This window comes from Photobacterium sp. NCIMB 13483 (assembly GCF_003025475.1).
GTDB lineage: Bacteria > Pseudomonadota > Gammaproteobacteria > Enterobacterales > Vibrionaceae > Photobacterium > Photobacterium piscicola.
Window position 1 is genome coordinate 96034 of record NZ_PYLV01000012.1, and the last position, 19700, is coordinate 115733.

At 39.1% G+C, this 19700-nt stretch carries 18 protein-coding genes and 1 riboswitch; of the genes, 12 read left to right on the plus strand and 6 right to left on the minus strand.

The genetic code is table 11. From position 1 onward, the window contains the following. The 3 genes from rsxC to rsxA are packed head-to-tail and all read right to left on the minus strand — an operon-like array spanning position 1 to position 3835. Positions 1-2667: an electron transport complex subunit RsxC gene (gene rsxC, locus C9I86_RS11370; RefSeq protein WP_107276385.1), complete on the minus strand. Its 2667-nt coding sequence runs from the start codon at positions 2665-2667 to the stop codon at positions 1-3. A 2-nt stretch (positions 2668-2669) separates the two neighbouring features. Next, the gene (gene rsxB, locus C9I86_RS11375; protein ID WP_080157924.1) at positions 2670-3254 is read right to left on the minus strand and encodes an electron transport complex subunit RsxB; all 585 of its coding nucleotides are present in this window, start codon (positions 3252-3254) and stop codon (positions 2670-2672) included. Then, a complete protein-coding gene (gene rsxA, locus C9I86_RS11380) occupies positions 3254-3835 on the minus strand; it encodes an electron transport complex subunit RsxA (RefSeq protein WP_080157923.1) in 582 nt (193 codons plus the stop codon). The genes rsxB and rsxA overlap by 1 nt, the downstream gene beginning before the upstream one ends. Positions 3836-4242: 407 nt before the next feature. Here rsxA and pepE point away from each other — a divergent pair, with 407 nt between their 5' ends. From pepE to C9I86_RS11400, 4 genes are all read left to right on the plus strand, one after another. Further along, on the plus strand, positions 4243-4980 hold the full coding sequence (pepE, locus tag C9I86_RS11385; protein ID WP_080157922.1) for a dipeptidase PepE: 738 nt from the start codon (positions 4243-4245) through the stop codon (positions 4978-4980). Between the two features lie 1101 nt (positions 4981-6081). Then, entirely contained in the window at positions 6082-8109 is a 2028-nt protein-coding gene (gene uvrB / locus C9I86_RS11390) for an excinuclease ABC subunit UvrB (RefSeq protein WP_107276386.1), read from the plus strand. Positions 8110-8494: 385 nt separating this feature from the next. Beyond that, positions 8495-9946: a quorum-sensing sigma-54 dependent transcriptional regulator LuxO gene (luxO, locus tag C9I86_RS11395; protein WP_107276387.1), complete on the plus strand. Its 1452-nt coding sequence runs from the start codon at positions 8495-8497 to the stop codon at positions 9944-9946. Continuing rightward, positions 9946-10305, plus strand: a complete 360-nt coding sequence (locus C9I86_RS11400; RefSeq protein ID WP_080157919.1) for an Hpt domain-containing protein — start codon at positions 9946-9948, stop codon at positions 10303-10305. The genes luxO and C9I86_RS11400 overlap by 1 nt, the downstream gene beginning before the upstream one ends. On the opposite strand, the gene yvcK is transcribed toward C9I86_RS11400, so the two are convergent. From yvcK to C9I86_RS11415, 3 genes are all read right to left on the minus strand, one after another. After that, the gene (yvcK, locus tag C9I86_RS11405) at positions 10267-11163 is read right to left on the minus strand and encodes a uridine diphosphate-N-acetylglucosamine-binding protein YvcK (RefSeq protein WP_080157918.1); all 897 of its coding nucleotides are present in this window, start codon (positions 11161-11163) and stop codon (positions 10267-10269) included. The two genes, C9I86_RS11400 and yvcK, sit on opposite strands and share 39 nt — an antisense overlap. A 106-nt stretch (positions 11164-11269) precedes the next feature. After that, entirely contained in the window at positions 11270-11848 is a 579-nt protein-coding gene (locus C9I86_RS11410) for an LON peptidase substrate-binding domain-containing protein (RefSeq protein WP_107276388.1), read from the minus strand. A gap of 193 nt (positions 11849-12041) precedes the next feature. Then, entirely contained in the window at positions 12042-12269 is a 228-nt protein-coding gene (locus tag C9I86_RS11415; protein ID WP_080157916.1) for a hypothetical protein, read from the minus strand. 184 nt (positions 12270-12453) lie between these two features. Beyond that, positions 12454-12628: riboswitch (molybdenum cofactor riboswitch) on the plus strand. On the opposite strand from C9I86_RS11415, the gene moaA reads away from it, so the two are divergent. From moaA to oppC, 8 genes are all read left to right on the plus strand, one after another. Next, a complete protein-coding gene (gene moaA, locus C9I86_RS11420) occupies positions 12617-13606 on the plus strand; it encodes a GTP 3',8-cyclase MoaA (RefSeq protein WP_107276389.1) in 990 nt (329 codons plus the stop codon). (Overlaps the previous riboswitch by 12 nt.) Before the next feature lie 91 nt (positions 13607-13697). Then, positions 13698-14177, plus strand: coding sequence for a cyclic pyranopterin monophosphate synthase MoaC (gene moaC, locus C9I86_RS11425; RefSeq protein WP_045027816.1), 480 nt, complete (start codon positions 13698-13700; stop codon positions 14175-14177). Then, positions 14174-14419, plus strand: coding sequence for a molybdopterin synthase sulfur carrier subunit (moaD, locus tag C9I86_RS11430; RefSeq protein WP_080157914.1), 246 nt, complete (start codon positions 14174-14176; stop codon positions 14417-14419). The genes moaC and moaD overlap by 4 nt, the downstream gene beginning before the upstream one ends. Position 14420: 1 nt before the next feature. After that, entirely contained in the window at positions 14421-14867 is a 447-nt protein-coding gene (moaE, locus tag C9I86_RS11435; RefSeq protein WP_080157913.1) for a molybdopterin synthase catalytic subunit MoaE, read from the plus strand. A gap of 523 nt (positions 14868-15390) precedes the next feature. Then, complete coding sequence (locus tag C9I86_RS20200; protein ID WP_162841603.1) at positions 15391-15552, plus strand: hypothetical protein; 162 nt, start codon at positions 15391-15393, stop codon at positions 15550-15552. Positions 15553-16020: 468 nt separating this feature from the next. Continuing rightward, the gene (locus tag C9I86_RS11440; protein WP_107276390.1) at positions 16021-17652 is read left to right on the plus strand and encodes an ABC transporter substrate-binding protein; all 1632 of its coding nucleotides are present in this window, start codon (positions 16021-16023) and stop codon (positions 17650-17652) included. A gap of 76 nt (positions 17653-17728) precedes the next feature. Next, positions 17729-18649, plus strand: coding sequence for an oligopeptide ABC transporter permease OppB (gene oppB / locus C9I86_RS11445; RefSeq protein WP_080157911.1), 921 nt, complete (start codon positions 17729-17731; stop codon positions 18647-18649). 16 nt (positions 18650-18665) lie between these two features. Next, positions 18666-19577, plus strand: coding sequence for an oligopeptide ABC transporter permease OppC (gene oppC, locus C9I86_RS11450; RefSeq protein WP_107276398.1), 912 nt, complete (start codon positions 18666-18668; stop codon positions 19575-19577). The last annotated feature ends 123 nt before the right edge of the window (positions 19578-19700 follow it).

Sequence of the window (19700 nt, forward strand, 5' to 3'; positions counted from 1 at the left end):
TTATTCTTCCTCAATGTTGGGTTGTACTTTATTTGCTTGTTGTGCTGCTTTACGGGCTTTCGCTCGTGCAACGGCAGCAGCAACTGCCGCTTTTTTAGGATCGACTGCAACGTCAGTGTTTGTTTCGGCAACAGGCGTCGTGTCTGTTGTTACGTCGTTAACAGGTGCTTGTTGTGCTGCTTTACGGGCTTTCGCTCGTGCAACGGCAGCAGCAACTGCCGCTTTTTTAGGATCGACTGCAACGTCAGTGTTTGTTTCGGCTACAGGCGCCGTATCTGTTGTTACGTCGTTAACAGGTGCTTGTTGTGCTGCTTTACGGGCTTTTGCACGTGCAACGGCAGCAGCAACCGCCGCTTTTTTAGGATCGACTGCAACGTCAGTGTTTGTTTCGGCAACAGGCGCCGTATCTGTTGTTGTATCGTTAACAGGTGCTTGTTGCGCCGCTTTACGGGCTTTTTCACGTGCAACGGCAGCAGCAACCGCTGCTTTTTTAGGATCGACTGCAACGTCGGTGTTTGTTTCGGCAACAGGCGCCGTGTCTGTTGTTGTATCGTTAACAGGTGCTTGTTGCGCCGCTTTACGGGCTTTCGCTCGTGCAACGGCAGCAGCAACTGCTGCTTTTTTAGGATCGACTGCAGCGTCAGTGTTTGTTTCGGCAACAGGCGCCGTGTCTGTTGCTACGTCGTTAACAGGTGCTTGTTGTGCTGCTTTACGGGCTTTTGCACGTGCAATGGCAGCTGCAACCGCTGCTTTTTTAGGATCGACTGCAGCGTCGGTGTTTGTTTCGGCAACAGGCGCCGTATCTGTTGTTACGTCGTTAACAGGTGCTTGTTGTGCTGCTTTACGGGCTTTTGCACGCGCAACAGCGGCAGCAACTGCATCTTTCTTATCTGTATTTTGTGCTGGTGATTGATCTGAGTCGGCTTGCTGTTGTTGTATTAATTCAGCATGTTTGGCTGCTTTTTGCTCGCGAGCTTGAAGTTTACGCTGCTTACGTAAGGCTGCCATTTCACTGTTATCAGGCTCTGCATTCGTTTCTGGTACTGAAGCGGCTTGTCTGGCTTTTGCTTTAGCAATAGCGGCAGCAACTGCAGGTTTAATGGTTGGTGCTGTTGTTTCTGTTGCCGCAGCTGCTTGTTTCGCTTTCACTCGCGCAATAGCTGCTGCAACAGCATCATCGCCACCAGATGCTGCCATATTTTGACGACGATCCGTTGCTGCTTTAGCAAAGCGGTTTTCACGTTCAGCTTTATCGCGTTCCATGCGCTGCTGTTTGGCTTCAAAACGTTGACGTGCACGTTCGGCACTCATTTCATCTTGTTGGCGTTCCCAAATTTCAGCTTTGGCTTGGCGATAATACTGTACCAATGGAATTTCACTTGGACAAACATAAGCACAAGCACCGCATTCAATACAGTCGCTTAAATTATATTCTTCACATTTGTCGTAGTTTTTGTCTTTTGCATACCATTGTAACTGTTGTGGTAATAATGACGATGGGCAAACATCAGCACAAGCAGAACAACGAATACAGGCCATTTCGTAAGTATGCAGCGGTAACTCTTTACGCTTAGGCGTTAAAATACAGTTGGTAATTTTGGTAATTGGTACATTGGCATGTGGCAATGTAAAGCCCATCAGCGAGCCACCAATAATGACGCGAGGGTGTTTTTTATCAGCTTGATAACCAAATTTTTCAAGTAGATAAGCGATTGGTGTTCCTAATAAGGCAAACACATTACCGCGTTGTTTAAAGGCTTCACCTGTTAAGGTCACTACGCGTTCAATTAATGGCTCACCGTTAACAATAGCGCGCTTAATTGCAAAAGCGGTACCTACGTTCTGCATAATAACCCCGATTGAGGTTGAGCGTGCTTGGCTAGGTACTTCTCGGCCTGTTAATAGCTTAACCAGTTGTTTAGAGCTGCCTGAAGGGTATTTGGTTGGAATAACACGAATAATAATATTATCGTCTTCACTAATACAGGCTTCTAATGCTTTGATTGCTTCAGGTTTGTTGTCTTCGATACCAATTAAAGTTAATTTTGGTGCAATAATATGACGTAAAATACGCACGCCCTCGATAACTTCATCCGCATAATCTTGCATGAGACGGTCATCGGCAGTGATATAGGGTTCACATTCAGCAGCATTGATGATCAGTATATCAACGTTACCTAAACCACCTTGAAGTTTACGTGCGGTTGGAAAACCGGCACCGCCAAGGCCTGCTATACCCGCAAGACGAATAGCTTCAATCAGTTCAGCTGGATCGCGATCTTGATAATCAGGGTATTGCGTTGCATGACACCAAGTATCTTGGTTATCGGTTGCAATTACGATACATAAATCGGTTAAGCCAGAAGGATGGGCGGTTGTTCGTTGCTCAATCGCCGTGATAGTGCCAGAGCTTGGAGCATGAATAGGCACACACATCGCAATATCACCTTGCGTGAGTGGTTGGCCTTTGAGAACGTGATCGCCAATATTGACGATAATATCACCGCGAGAACCAATGTGTTGTTTTAGTGGCAACACTAATTCGTTAGGAATGCCCGCAGTTTTAATTGGCTGCGTATTTGATAATGTTTTATTTTCCGCAGGGTGAATACCACCGTGGAAATCCCACAATTTACCTTGTTTAATTTGTTCAATAATCGATAGCATGACTATGGCTTAACCTTTTCTGCATTCGCTGTCGCAGCAATATTAACAACCGGTATTTGGTTGAGTTGCCATTTCCAGTTATCTGGTGTTTCTTTAACTGGGATCATTTCAATACAGTCTGTAGGACAAGGAGAAACACAAAGGTCACAGCCTGTACATTCGTCTTTTATTACGGTGTGCATTGATTTAGTGCCGCCAACAATGGCGTCTACAGGGCACGCTTGAATACATTTGGTACAACCAATACACATATCTTCATGAATAAAAGCGACTTTCTTAATACTATTAGTTACTTCATTCGAAGCCTGAGGCACTTCGACACCCATTAAATCGGCAAGTTTTTCAATGGTAGCTTGACCACCGGGTGGGCATTTATTAATGACTTCGCCATTTGCTATTGCTTCAGCATAGGGACGACAACCGGGAAAACCACATTGACCACATTGAGTTTGCGGCAAAATAGCATCAATTTGTTCAACAATAGGATCTGCTTCAACTTTAAAACGCACTGAAGCAAAACCTAAAATAAGGCCAAATATTGCAGCTAAAACAGCAATTACAATGGCAGCAATTAAGATCCCGCTCATTACAATTTCACCAATCCAGTAAAGCCCATAAAGGCAAGAGACATAAGGCCTGCGGTGATCATTGCAATCGAAGCGCCTTTAAAAGGAGCCGGTACATCGGCCGCTGCAATTCGTTCACGCATAGAAGCAAACAATACTAATACCAATGAGAAACCCACTGCCGCACCAAAGCCATAAATAACAGATTGAATGAAGTTATGGTGCTCATTGGTATTGAGTAAAGCGACACCTAATACCGCACAGTTGGTTGTGATTAACGGTAGGAAAATACCTAATAATCGATACAACGTTGGGCTAGTTTTATGCACGACCATTTCCGTAAATTGCACCACAACGGCAATCACGAGTATAAAACTAAGCGTGCGTAAGTATTGGATACCTAATGGTTCCAAGATGTAGGTTTCAACAAGATATGCGCACACAGAAGCAAGCGTTAGTACAAATGTAGTTGCTAAGCCCATACCTATAGCGGTTTCTAGTTTCTTAGATACACCCATAAAAGGACATAAACCTAAGAATTTAACGAGAACAAAGTTGTTTACCAACACTGTTCCGATCAGGAGTAAAAGGTATTCAGTCATACCGAGTTCATTATCATTGCAAGAGATCTCAACATTATCTGATTTTGTGAGCGCTATAACAACTCCTCAAGGGTAGGGTTTTATCTATTAATGGCCTTAAATTTGAGTAGTTGTTTGAAATATAAGTTTTTAGTGCAATAAATTTCTTCTTTTAAGCGGATAGCTTGTGTTTGGTTGTTAATAAAATACGTTGTTTTTGAATTTTAATTGTGCTGGTGGTGTTTTTAAATAGTGAACATGTTGCTAACTGTTATGAAAATTTAGCTGTTTTTTCTGAGTGTTTTTGTAAATTGTGATTGTAGCGGTTGTAAAATTAGCGAATTCTGCGTTTGATATAACTGAGTTTAATATAAATAATGTTCGTGATTACACGTATAACGAATAAACATAAGCGATAGGATGGAACAATGGATATTTTATTACTCAGTAATGGTAAAATTGCTGGTAACACGCATGTAATGGAATTTGCTGCTGATGCAATTGTTGAGCAGGTAAAGCGTACTGGAGCGAAGCATTTTGTCGTGATCCCATACGCTGTTATTCGTTCAAGTCATGATGATCGTGTAGCATTAGTTCAAGCGACATTTGATAAACTGGGTTTGGATTGTGTTGCAACAGGCTTACACCGTGCTGAAGATCCTGTTACGGCTATCGAACAAGCTGATGGTATTATTGTTAGTGGTGGTAATACTTGGGTACTTAATAAAACCTTACATGATTTAGGTTTAGTTGGTCCAATTCGTAAAGCAGTACTAAAAAAAGGAACGGCTTATATTGGTTGGAGTGCTGGGACTAACATCGGTTGCCCAACTATTCGTACAACTAACGATATGCCGATAGTAACTGGTGCAATTCTATCTTCATTAAATTTCGTGCCTTTCCAAATTAATCCGCATTACTTAGAAGCCTCTGTTGAAGGTCATATGGGTGAGACGCGTGATGAGCGTATTCAAGAGTTCCTTGAAATCAATAAACATGAACCTGTTATTGGTATTCCTGAAGGTACCTGGTTAGCAGTTACAGATAATAAGATTAGTTATCATGCAGCTAACGGGAAGCCGCTAAAATTCTTTAGCTACGGTAATGAGCCTGTTTATTATCAACCCGGTGATGACGTACAGTTTTTGATGGATCTTAATTACTAATATTATTGTTGTTATAGTTAATACATTAATAAGGAGCTAGCCATTTAGGTTAGCTTTTTTTATGGGATAAAAAAAAGACTTGATTTTTAAGAAGTGCCTAACCACTTGGCTTTTTGGTGGTTGTCCACAATTTCTGTGGATAACTATGTTGATGTTAGGGGGTTATTTTGATTGATGTTGATAAGAAATGTAATGAGGGGCTCTATTGTTATAATAATGATGATAAGGAATAACGAGAAAGAAATAGAGATGTAAATATTATAAATAATGAAGAAATATAAAAAATAGTGTGATGATATTGAAAGCAAGCATGTTTGGAAAAGCGGTGGAGAGTATTTAAGCTTGAATGGTTAGTGATCACTCCGTTTATAGTATGGTTATAGAATTGATGGAAAATAAAGCGTTTATTAACGGTAATTTCAACGATAGCCATAGGGTATAAATAAGATAATATAATTAAAGAGTCGTCTAGAGTAAAAAGACATAAAATTTGATGAATAATTTCTTCATATATTATAGTTGCTGATTTTAATTATAATTATAATTTAGCTGATATTTATTTACTTTATTGATATTTAACGTTTTTATTGTTTATTAACATTGTGCATATGCTCGCTTGATAAATTACATCACCATTCATTAATTGTGGTTATTTATATGAGGCGATATATTCATTAGTAGGTATTTATTGTTCTTGTTTTTTTACTTATTATTTTGAGGTATTAAGTATTTCCATATTCATTATTGTTTTCTATCTTTCTACGTAAAAACTAGAAAGAGGTGAGATACTTAATCCAAAAATGATTATATGTGTAAATATCTGTTTTATTTTTAATTCAACATTCGTTGATTTGCTTCAGTAATAAAACGTAAAGTCCAAAGGGGGCCTAGCGTTAACAACCATGTTAATAACTAGGTTGCGGCTTTTGCTGTTAAAATTGGGTTTGGTGTTCAAATTTTAATAAGTAATGTTTTATTACTGAAGCTATTTTTATCCTTTTCCTGCTACCACCACAATTATTGAACTTCACTACACCAGTATTGACATTATTGGGTAGGTGCTCACAATGATACTCAGTATTGTTATTACGGGTAGATGTAATGAGTAAGCTGTTCAGTCTTGTATCTGATTATTCACCAGCGGGCGATCAACCCACGGCCATTGCACAATTGATGGATGGGCTTGATTCTGGTCTTGCACAGCAAACGCTACTTGGGGTTACAGGCTCGGGTAAAACTTTTACGATAGCCAATGTGATTGCTCAAGCTAATCGTCCCACGCTTATTATGGCCCCCAATAAAACCTTAGCAGCTCAGTTATATGGTGAGATGAGAGATTTTTTTCCTGATAATGCCGTAGAGTATTTTGTTTCTTACTACGATTATTACCAGCCTGAGGCTTATGTACCTACCACGGATACATTTATTGAAAAAGACGCCTCCGTTAATGCCCATATTGAACAAATGCGGTTGTCAGCAACCAAAGCATTAATGGAACGGCGCGACGTTATTATTATCGCATCAGTATCGGCTATTTATGGTTTGGGTGATCCGGAATCTTATTTAAAAATGATGTTACATGTACGTCGTGGTGATGTACTCAATCAACGTGACATTCTTCGTCGCTTAGCTGAACTGCAATATAAACGTAATGATGCTGTCTTTGAGCGAGGTACGTTTCGAGTTCGAGGGGAAGTGATTGATATTTTCCCAGCCGAATCAGAAAAAGAAGCGATTCGATTAGAATTATTTGATGATGAAGTTGAAGTTATTTCATCATTTGATCCCTTAACTGGCGCTATTATTCAACGTAATTTAGCCCGTACGACGATTTATCCTAAAACACACTACGTGACACCCAGAGAGAAAATTCTTGAAGCCATCGAAGGGATTAAATTAGAGTTAACCCAGCGTAAGCAACAATTGTTAGATAATAATAAATTGGTTGAAGAACAGCGTATTTCACAGCGAACGCAATTTGATATCGAAATGATGAACGAGCTTGGTTTTTGTTCTGGTATCGAAAACTATTCACGTTATCTCAGTGGTCGTGCTGAGGGTGAGCCGCCACCAACATTATTTGATTATCTTCCTGCCGATGGTTTATTAATTATTGATGAATCACACGTTACTGTGTCTCAAATAGGGGCTATGTTCCGTGGCGATCGCTCTCGTAAAGAAAATCTGGTGGAATATGGTTTTCGATTACCGTCAGCGCTAGACAATCGTCCAATGAAGTTTGAAGAGTTTGAATCTCTAGCACCTCAGACAATTTACGTTTCAGCGACACCAGGTACTTATGAAATTGAAAAATCAGCAGGTGATATTGCTGAGCAAGTGGTACGTCCTACAGGTTTGCTTGATCCTGAAATAGAAGTTCGACCTGTAGCAACACAAGTTGATGATTTACTTTCTGAAATCCACATAAGATCTGCTAAACAAGAGCGAGTGTTAGTAACGACGTTAACTAAGCGAATGTCAGAAGATCTTACTGAATATCTAACTGAACATGGTGTTAAAGTACGTTATCTTCACTCTGATATCGATACGGTTGAACGGGTTGAAATTATTCGTGATTTACGGTTAGGTAAATTTGATGTGTTAGTTGGGATTAACTTACTTCGAGAAGGACTCGATATTCCTGAAGTCTCATTGGTGGCTATTTTAGATGCGGATAAAGAGGGTTTTTTACGTTCAGAACGATCCTTGATTCAAACCATGGGACGAGCTGCACGTAATATTGAAGGTAAGGCTATTTTATATGGTGATCGTATTACTGGTTCTATGGAACGGGCTATTAATGAAACCCAACGTCGCCGTGAAAAACAAATTATATATAACCTTGAGCACAATATTATTCCTCAAAAATTGAATAAGAAAATTGGTGATTTATTAGAACTGGGTGCGCCGAGTGGAAGAACTAAATCTCGAAATAAAGCCGCTGAGCTACATAAAGTGGCGGAATCAAAAGGGACTTATTCGGTATTAACACCGCAACAATTAGAGCTTGAAATTCAGCGTTTAGAAAAACAAATGTATGATTTTGCACAAAACTTAGAGTTTGAGCAAGCTGCTGAAACGCGGGATAAAATTCATCAATTAAGGCAGCAATTTATTGCTAACAGTTAATTGCTTGTAGCTAATAGTGTATATTTATTGAAATATGCAGATAAAAAAAAAGCCAGCCGAGAAAAAGGTTCGGTTGGCTTCATTGTTAAGTGAAAGAATCCACAACAACGTCAGTTGGCTAGGTTGACCCCTAAGATAAGAGTCATTGTTATAGTTGCATACCCCATGCCAACTTTTTTTTATAGCATCTATCGGCTTTTTTTGTCTGTTTCTAGTGATTGAGTGTCTTTATTTTTCATTATTGATGCGCATAAAACGAATGGTATTCGCAAAATGCAAACCATTCTGCAATTGAATCTGGCATAATATAAAAAAAGTAAATTAGGATCCCACTTTCAATTGTATTGATTACAATTAGATTAAGGAGTTCGTTTTTGGAGGAGCGATGGAAAGCATTACACGACAACGCCAAGTATTAATGGTTGAAGATACCGCGTCAGTGGCTGCCTTATATAAATCTTACTTAAATCCTCTCGGACTCAATGTAAGTATTGTGGGTACCGGTGAAGAAGCATTGCAGTTTATCAAAGGTGTTATTCCAGATTTAATCTTATTAGATCTTCGCTTACCTGATATGACTGGCATGGAAGTCTTACAGTTAGTTCGACAAGATCACGGTAATATTCCTGTTGTTATTATGACAGCTCATGGCTCTATCGATATTGCTGTTGATGCGATTCGACAGGGGGCTCAAGATTTTCTAATTAAGCCTTGTGAGGCAGATCGGTTACGAATAACGGTCAATAATGTATTTAAAGGTAATACTAAATCATTATCTAATACCCCCTCAAAACAATCTGATGGCGCACAATATCAAGGCTTCATTGGTAATAGCTTACCTATGCAAGCTGTTTATCGCGTTATTGAATCTGCGGCATCAAGTAAAGCAACAGTATTTATAACCGGTGAAAGTGGAACGGGAAAAGAAGTCTGTGCTGAAGCTATCCATGCAGCAAGCCCACGTCATGATAAACCGTTTATTGCTTTAAACTGTGCCGCAATTCCTAAAGAACTGATTGAAAGTGAATTATTTGGTCATGTAAAAGGTGCTTTTACGGGGGCATCAACTGAACGTCAAGGAGCTGTTGAGATAGCACATAATGGCACCTTAATGTTAGATGAGCTTTGTGAGATGGATTTGGATTTACAAAGCAAATTATTGCGTTTTATCCAAACCGGCACTTATCAAAAAGTCGGTTCATCTAAAACATGCCATGTTGATGTTCGTTTTGTGTGCGCGACCAATAGAAATCCATGGCAAGAGGTGCAAGAAGGTCGTTTTCGAGAAGACCTTTATTATCGACTCCATGTGATTCCGATCACCTTACCACCATTACGTGATCGTGGTGATGATGTTATTGAAATTGCTCATGCATTATTAGGATTAATGTCATTAGAAGAAGGTAAGAATTTTAGCTGTTTTTCTAAAGAAGTATTGCAGTTATTTGAATCTTATTCTTGGCCGGGAAATGTGCGTGAACTACAAAATATTATTCGTAATATTGTTGTGCTAAATACCGCTGAAGAAGTAACGAAAGAAATGGTGCCACCACCGATTAATGCTATTTTTGGTGCGGAAATTGCATCTCCCGTATCAGTCTATCCACAACTAAATACGACATTGACACCAACGATAAATACATCATTTGTTGACGAAATACAAAAAGATAAAATTGAACCTCTATGGATAGTAGAAAAACGTGCTATTCAATGGGCTATTGATGCTTGTGATGGAAATATTCCTCGTGCTGCAGGGTTATTAGAAGTGAGTCCATCAACAATTTATCGTAAATTACAAACTTGGCAAGAGACGGCGGGTAGTCGGGAGATTGATTAATGGCAATTAATATAAATGCAGAAACATTAAAAAAATTAGCAGATGAAGTCGGGGCAGACACGGTCGCAATCTTGCTTAATGTTTTTAGTGATGAGCTTGAACAGTACTGTCAAAAGCTGTCAAGCCAACCTTCAATAAATCAAATTGGTGATATTAGCCATGCGATTAAAAGCAGTGCCGCAAGTTTTGGTGCTGATGATTTAGCATTAATGGCACAAGAATGTGAATACCGTGTTAGGCAAGGTCAAGATGATTGGATGATTGACCATTTACCTCAATTTAGGCAAATGGTCGCAGGAATGGCAATTGAATATAAACAACTAGCGGGAAGCAATGAGTCTATCAACCGCATGTTTTAATTTGTTACGATCATGACGCCATTCATGATTATTTGACGCTAAATCCAGTACCATCTGCTGATACTTAGGATTGAGTAGTGGTTGATGTACATCTGTGATGATGGTATCAATCTTTCTTCCTGCCATTGCGCGTTCACACCAATGTAGCATCGTTTTAAGGCTCATCTCTCCAGCTGGGCCTTTTTCTTTATCTATATTAGTAATAAAAGCAATTTTAGCCGTGCTGATTTTTAGAGCCTGTTCGATATCCCGCAGTAGTAATACGGGCATAATACTTGTTAGAAAGCTGCCGGGTCCTAATAGAATAATATCTGCTTCCATAATGGCATTTACGGCTTCTTTTGTTGCAGGTACTGCGGGTTCTAAGTAGAGGCGTTTGGGAATTTCAGCTAATTCATCAACACTGGTTTCACCATTAATGATTTGACCGTCATGGGTAATAGCTGCTAAATCAGAAGGGTGTTCAGACATTGGAATGATGAAAGGCTTAACTTTGAGCATATCGCGAATTAAATTAATCGCATCAAGAGGACGAATACAAAGGTTATCTAATGCAGTTAGCATTAAGTTACCTAAATTATGCCCATTAAGTTCGCCATTACCACGGAAGCGGTATTCAAAAATCATAGAACCAATAGACGGCTCAGTAATTAATTGATTAATACAATTACGCATATCGCCCCATGCAATACCACCTTGGCAGGCACGGATACGACCTGTAGAGCCCCCGTTATCTGTTGTAGTGACGACGCCTGTAACCTGTGAGCCATAATCAGATAATGATGATAATACTCGACCTAGTCCGTGACCGCCGCCAATGGCAACAATACGTGTTACTGCTGTACTCTCTGTAGACATAATGTTCGTTCTAATTATTATATTATGAGTATATTTTAACAAAGGATATGCGTTCGTGCATTTATTGGTTAATGCTGATTTCGATATGGATCATATTATTTAAAAATTAATGGTGGGTTTGGATCATGCTCATGAGGTAGTCGCAAGCATAAAGACAATCAGGGCGGTTGAGTAGGGTCTGCTTTTCTTGTGTCGGTACGGGTAGGATTTCAAGCCAACGTTGACACAACCAGCTTAGATTATGGAATTCTTGCTGATGATGTAATTTGTGTAAATCGGGATGTTTATTAAACATTAACTGTAATCGAGTCGATAACAATTGTTGTTCTAGGGTGAGTTCACGTTGGGGCCAGAGTGGTAATTGCTGACAATTCCCCCATATGACATTATTTTCACCTTGCTCTATTTTTGCTATTTTAAACAGATCTTCGCCATAGATGTTTAATTTAATCCGTTGTTTGTTAGGTTCATGGTTAAAGTCTTCAACCGTGACTCGTGTGCCTATATGGCATAAGCGTTGTTGGTTTTTTTTATCGCTAAACATGCAGATACCAATGCCTGTTTTTGATGATAATATAATTTTTAGTGTTGTTGCATCAGTAATGGTCGATAAATAAAGCTGCATCCGTCCTGTCGGCAGGATATGACGTTTTTGAAATAAGAGCGGTATATGTAGCGTTGCCATGATTACACCATTGATGAGATGTCTTTTTTTATAGGCAAGCAAGTCTGGTGCCGAAGTTATAAAAACACACGTCGACAACTAAAGTGATTGATTGTTAAGCAAAAATAACCATCAGGTGTTTATGTTAAAATACCACTTATTAATATTGGGTTTTATTGGTAAGCAAAATAAAAACCATTGTGCCTGTGGCGGTTTATTTTGTTTGATCGATCCATGATTGAACACTGTCGGTCGGTAGCAACTCTAAATGGCCAAATTCATCAAAGTACCATCCTTTTATTAGACCTTTATTGCGCATTTCAATAAAATTACCTAATACTTGCTGGGCTGCTGCACGAGCAGAATCTGAATCAAGGCTTTCTTCTCGTTGCAGATAAAGTGCAATATCATCCAGTGTTGCTGATTCCATTATATTGAACATAAATCCTCCACAATTGACATGATTTTAGCGTTAAATACCTAACTAGTATTGTCGTGTTTCTGCTCGAAAGGTAGAATGTCAGCCTGTTTTTTTCAGTTATTTGTCAATTTTCGAAAAACTCTGATACTTTTAAATAAGAAATGCCGTTGTGTGACATTAATAGTTAATCAACGACTGATGGGCACAACTGCCATAACTCCGAGCTTTTTTCACTAAGTTGCTACGTGCTGTTTGATTGATCCATAAAGGAAATAATCAATAGTCAATAAGTGATTAACGCCAGTGACATAATGTCACCAGGGTTGGTTTAGAAATGAACTGGCCTCCCGCATTTGGAAAGGTGTTCCGTGGCTAAACAATTAGAAGATAGTTTTAATCGTAAATTTTATTACTTACGACTCTCAGTTACAGATGTATGTAACTTCAAATGTACCTATTGCTTGCCAGATGGCTACCAGCCTACGGATCAGAAGAAACCTTCTTTTTTAACGCTGGACGAAATTCATCGAGTGACTGCGGCTTTTGCTGACTGTGGTACCACTAAAGTGCGTATCACGGGTGGTGAACCGAGTTTGCGTCGTGATTTTACCGATATTATTCGTACTGTCGCGAGTCAGCCGGGTATCACAAAGGTGGCAACCACCACCAATGGCTACCGCATGGCAAAACATGTTCATGAATGGCGTAAAGCTGGATTAACTCATATCAATGTGAGCGTTGATAGCTTAGATCCTAAAATGTTCTACCAAATTACGGGTGAAAATATGTTTCATCAAGTAATGGAAGGCATTGATGCAGCTTTTGACGCTGGTTTTGAACAGGTAAAAATCAATACGGTATTACTCAAAGATCTTAACTCTCAAGAACTGCCAAAGTTTTTAGAATGGATCAAAACTCGCCCAATTCAATTACGTTTTATCGAGTTAATGCAAACCGGTGAAATGGACAGTCTTTTTAGTAAACATCATGTTTCTGGTGTGAGTATTCGTAATCATCTCATCGCTAATGGGTGGTTACTAAAAGTAAAAGATAATAATGATGGCCCTGCACAAGTTTTTTATCACCCTGATTATATCGGTGAAATTGGCCTTATCATGCCGTATGAAAAGAACTTTTGTGAAAGCTGTAATCGTCTTCGTATTTCAGCTAAAGGTAAATTACACCTGTGTCTCTTTGGTGAAGATGGTGTTGAATTACGCGATTTGTTGGCAGACGATAGCCAGCAGCCACAACTTATTGAGCGTATTCAAACCAGTTTAAACACAAAAGCGGTGAGCCACTTCCTTGATGAAGGTAAGACGGGTATGACACCTAATTTGGCGTCTATTGGTGGCTAGATAGTACGAAGAATGATTATAAATAATAAATAAGCAATCGAAATAAGAATTTTAATTGCATTTAAGTTATTGCTTTTATTGGGAATATAGAATGAATCAGTTTACCCATATTAATGCTTCAGGTGAAGCTAACATGGTTGATGTTTCGGCAAAAGCTGAAACAGTACGAGAAGCGCGTGCAGAAGCCTTTGTACACATGGCTCCTGCAACATTAGCATTGATTGTTTCAGGCCAACATCATAAGGGTGATGTGTTTGCGACAGCACGTATTGCCGGTATTCAAGCGGCAAAAAAAACCTGGGATTTAATTCCATTATGTCACCCGCTATTACTGACGAAAGTTGAAGTCCAGTTGCAAGCGATACCGGCTGAAAATAAAGTTCGCATTGAATCTTGCTGTAAGCTTGCAGGTAAAACGGGTGTCGAAATGGAAGCATTAACGGCAGCATCTGTTGCTGCATTAACCATTTATGATATGTGTAAAGCGGTTCAAAAAGACATGGTTATTAGTCAAGTACGATTACTTGAAAAAACGGGCGGTAAATCTGGTCACTTTAAGGCAGAAGCATGATTAATGTATTGTTTTTCGCTCAAATTAAAGAGTTAGTGGGTGTTGATAAGATTGAAGTTGCTGCGGAATTTGCAACAGCAGATGATTTACGTCAAGCCTTGTTAAGTCGTGGTGACAAATGGCAGTTAGCATTAGAATCAGGCAAATTATTGGTTGCAGTTAATCAAACAATTTGTCACTTAGATACTGCGATAAAAGATGGTGATGAAGTCGCTTTCTTTCCACCCGTTACTGGGGGTTAATATGATTTCAGTACAACACGATGATTTTTCTGTTGCTGATGAGTACGCCAAACTAGCTGAAGGTAATGAAGCTGGGGCAGTTGTTACGTTTATTGGTAAAGTACGTGACTTTAACCAAGGCGATGCTGTTACTGGGTTATCTTTAGAACATTATCCTGGTATGACAGAAAAAGCCCTCCAAGAAATTATTGTGCAAGCACGTAGCCGTTGGCCATTATTACAAACACGTGTGATTCACCGTGTGGGTGATCTTGATTTGGGTGATCAAATTGTCTTTGTTGGTGTAACAAGCGCTCACCGTGGTGCTGCATTTGAAGCTTGCGAATTTATTATGGATTACTTGAAAACCAAAGCACCGTTTTGGAAAAAAGAGCAAACACCATTAGAAAGTCGCTGGGTAGATGCGCGAGAAACTGACAATTCTGCCGCTGATAGATGGTCAGAATAAGATTTTGATTGATATAGAAAAGGAGCTAATTTTAGCTCCTTTTTTTATAGGTAGATATTAACGAAAAAGATTATTTTTTATTTTTATTCTTATCTCGATTTGCCGTGGTAGTTGGAACGTAACTCGTGCGAAAACGGGATGGACTTGGTCGTGAAATGCAGCCTGTAGGTCTCATAATTTTACTCTTATTCTCACCGTATGAAATGACAGAGGTATTACTAAGAAATTGACGTTGGTACAGGATATATTTCTTAGTGGCTAAATAGTAGCGGGCTTATTGGCTAAATTATAGGATCCTTACCAGCTTATGATGTTGTTTGCTAAAATAATCTATCTGTTATCTTTTTAAGATCCTTTTGTTATAAATAAGCAACAATAAGGTAAATTAGCCAGTGAAGTTGTTATTTATGTGCCATATTTAAAAGGTGAAGATTAAGCGCAAGAGTTTTTGGCTGGTATAAGACCAAGCAGTGAAGAGGCAGTAACGGTCTACTAGCATCATTTAACAGCGGAGAGGTTAATAATGCATAAACGTATACCTTGTAAAAGAATCAAGCAGATGATGGCTGATATTGGCATGGATGATAATAACCACGATAACGAAGAGCCGTTATTACTCGAACAAAAAGAACAAGCCGTGAGTCAAGACAAGCAGCTGATTGAACTAGACAGTCAAAATAAGTAAATATTATGCGGTATTATTATAGAAAGGCATTACTTAGGTAGTGCCTTTTTTTATGCTTCTTTTTGTCTTTAGTTTGTAATGCTAGTGTTTGTTTTATGCTCGGTAATGCTGGGTTTCAGTGGTTTTTTATTCTGATTCTGAATTGATGTACAAATTATAACCTTAAAAAAGGCCAAATGAGCCATTTTTACTAATATTAATAGCTTTAACCTTAATGATTATAGGTGTAATAAACTATAAATGTGAGATTGATCTAGTTAATGTTGGTGGTTGTTAACCAAATGTGTAGTATGAAATGTGTTTTATTTGTCTGTTTGTGGCAAATTAATATAACTCCTGTTAATGTTTTAGACAATTCTTCGGTTTGATAGTTGTTCTCTAGGATTGAGAATAACTATTTTGTCAGTAATCAATATGACCGGCTGAAAATGTCATGGACGTTATAAATTGATGTATTGGAGTTAATGCATGTATAAGAATAAAATTACCCAAGCTTTGTTACTTGGTGCTGGCCTCGCTGTTGCCCTTCCTTCTTTTTCAATTTTTGCAGCACAAGTTCCCACTGAAGTTAAATTGGCCGATACACAAGAGTTAGTTCGTGCGAATGGCACTGAACCTGAATCTCTTGATCCACAAAAAGTATCAGGTGTTCCTGAATCAAATGTTATTCGTGATTTACTTGAAGGGTTAGTTAATCAAGATGCCGATGGTAATCTGGTTGCTGGTGTCGCAAAATCATGGCAGACAACGGATAACAAAACTTGGATTTTTAATCTACGCGACGATGCTAAATGGTCAAATGGTGATCCCGTAACCGCTGATGATTTTGTCTATACATGGCGTCGTCTTGCTGATCCTAAAACGGCATCACCTTATGCGTCGTATCTTGATATGACGACCATGGCAAATGCGACAGATATTATTGCAGGTAAGAAATTACCCACAACATTAGGTGTTGAAGCTGTTGATGCTCATACCTTAAAAGTAACGCTAGATAAGCCATTATCTTATTTTGCATCAATGCTTGTGCATACCTCAATGAAACCTGTTAATAAAAAGGCAGTTGAAAAATTTGGTGATCAGTGGACGAAAGTGGGCAACTACGTATCAAATGGTGCTTATCAGTTAGATCAGTGGGTTGTAAACGAGCGTATTGTCTTAACCCGTAATAATAATTATTGGAATAATAAAGAGACGGTAATTAACCAAGTTACATTTTTACCGATTGAAAACCAAGTTGCTGCAATGAACCGTTTCCTTGCTGGTGAAGTCGATATGACTTACGAAATGCCCAATGAGCATTTCAAGCGTTTAACCAAAGATTATCCGCAAGATGTTAAAGTAACCCCTTATTTATGCTCTTATTATTATGAGTTCAATACTGCACGTAAACCATTTGACAATGGTGATGTACGTAAAGCGTTATCGTACGCCATTGACCGTGATGTATTGGCGAAATTTATCGTGGGTAAAGGAGAAACACCTGCATATAACTTTACGCCATTAGCAACTAATGGCCTTGATGTTGAGATGCCGGATTACGCTAAATTAAATCAAAAGCAACGCCTAGAAAAAGCCAAAGCATTATTAGCAGCTGCGGGCTATAACCAGAATAATCCACTGACATTTAAAGTGTTATATAACACTTCTGAGAACCATAAAAAGATTGCTGTTGCGATTGCATCAATGTGGAAAAAAGGATTGGGTGTTGAAGCACAACTTGAAAACCAAGAGTGGAAAAGTTATTTAGACAGTAAACGCCAAGGCAACTTTGATGTTTCTCGTGCGGGTTGGTGTGGCGATTATAATGAAGCCTCAACCTTCTTAGCGATTATGCGTACAGGCCACTCACAGAACTACCCTAAATATGCTAGCGTTGATTATGACAAAGCGATTGATGATGCCATTCTTGCCCCAACAGCGGCTGAGCGTGCAGCAGATTATAAACGTGCAGAAGCAAGTTTAGCGCAAGATATGCCAATTATGCCTATTTATCACTACGTTAATGCGCGATTAGTGAATCCACAATTAGGCGGTTATCCAATGAAGAATGCAGAAGATAATATCTACTCTAAAGATCTGTATTTCATCGCTAAATAATTTTTTCATCATAATAATTAGCTGCCTTTGATAATAAAGGCAGCCTTCGCTTGCACAACTAATACGGTAGCTTTATATGATTAAATTCATTGCTAAAAGGATTTTTGAAGCGATACCGACACTGTTGGTATTGATCACTATCTCATTTTTTTTAATGCGCTTCGCTCCCGGTAACCCCTTTACTTCAGATCGCCCTTTACCGCCGGAAGTTCTTGCTAATATCGAAGCAAAATATGGTCTAGATAAACCTGTATTTGAACAATATACGACATATTTAGGCAATATTGTTCAAGGTGACTTTGGTCCATCATTCAAATATAAAGATTTTACAGTTAACGAATTAGTGTCTAAAGCGTTACCTGTATCAGCAAAAATAGGCTTTTTTGCTTTTATTTTTGCATTAGTTATGGGGGTATCTGTTGGTACTCTGGCTGCGTTAAAACAGAATACATGGCTTGATTACACCATTATGTCCACCGCAATGGCGGGGGTAGTGATGCCTTCCTTTATTCTCGCTCCTGTTTTGATTTATATCTTTGCCATTAATTTACAATGGTTACCTGCTGGTGGCTGGCAAGATGGATCGTTTAAGTTCGTTATTCTGCCAATGCTAGGTATGGCGCTATTGTATGTAGCAACCTTCGCGCGTATTACGCGTGGCAGTATGATTGAAACCTTAAACAGTAATTTTATTCGTACTGCACGTGCGAAGGGATTGAGCTATCGCCACATTATTTTAAAGCATGCATTACGTCCAGCATTGTTGCCCGTGGTGTCATACATGGGGCCGGCCTTTGTCGGTATTATTACAGGCTCGGTTGTGATTGAAACGATTTTTGGTTTGCCTGGTATTGGTAAGTTGTTTGTTAATGCAGCTTTTAATCGTGATTATTCATTAGTGCTAGGGGTTACGATTTTGATTGGTTCGTTAACGATTATCTTCAATGCCATTGTTGATATCGTGTTAGCGATGATCGATCCTAAAATTCGTTATTAAGAGGCTGATAATTATGATTTTAACAAAAAAAGATAATGTCGAGGCTCTTGAGAAATTTTCTGAAAACCTTGAAATAGAAGGCCGTAGCTTATGGCAAGATGCTCGCTCACGTTTCTTTCGTAACAAGGCAGCAATGGTCTCATTAGTGATTTTAGGTTTAATTACACTGGCGGTAATTTTTGGTCCGATGGTCAGTCAATATGCGTTTGATGATACCGATTGGTATGCGTTGCATGCTGCGCCATCATTAGGGGCTGAAGGACATTTTTTTGGAACGGATAGTCTGGGGCGTGATCTTTATACACGTACTTTAGTTGGTGGTCGTATTTCACTGATGGTAGGACTATTAGGTGCTTTAGTTGCGGTGATTATTGGTACGCTTTATGGTACCGCATCAGGGTTTATTGGTGGTAAAACTGATCGGGTCATGATGCGTATTTTGGAAATATTGTATTCGATTCCGTTTATGTTTTTTGTGATTGTATTAGTGACCTTTTTTGGTCGTAACATCATGCTGATCTTTATCGCTATTGGTGCCATTTCTTGGCTGGATATGGCGCGTATTGTACGTGGTCAGACGTTGTCATTACGAGGTAAAGAGTTTATTGAGGCTGCACATGTTTGTGGTGTTAGCCGCTGGAGAATTATAACCCGTCATATTGTGCCAAACGTGCTCGGTATTGTCGCCGTTTATTCAACATTATTAGTACCCGCTATGATTTTGACCGAATCGTTCTTAAGTTTCCTCGGACTTGGAGTGCAAGAACCGATGACCAGCTGGGGGGCATTATTAAATGAAGGCTCACAAACAATGGAAGTCGCTATTTGGCAGCTCTTATTCCCCGCGGGATTTATGGTGATCACCTTGTTCTGTTTTAACTATGTTGGTGATGGTTTACGTGACGCGTTAGATCCTAAAGATAGATAAAAATAAGCAGCGACCTATTTTATTAATCATAGCAGCGGTGATTGAACAGTACTATGAAGCTAATAAAGTAGGTATCGCCAATATCATTCACTTGATAATAAATAATAACCGAAGCGAATGTAC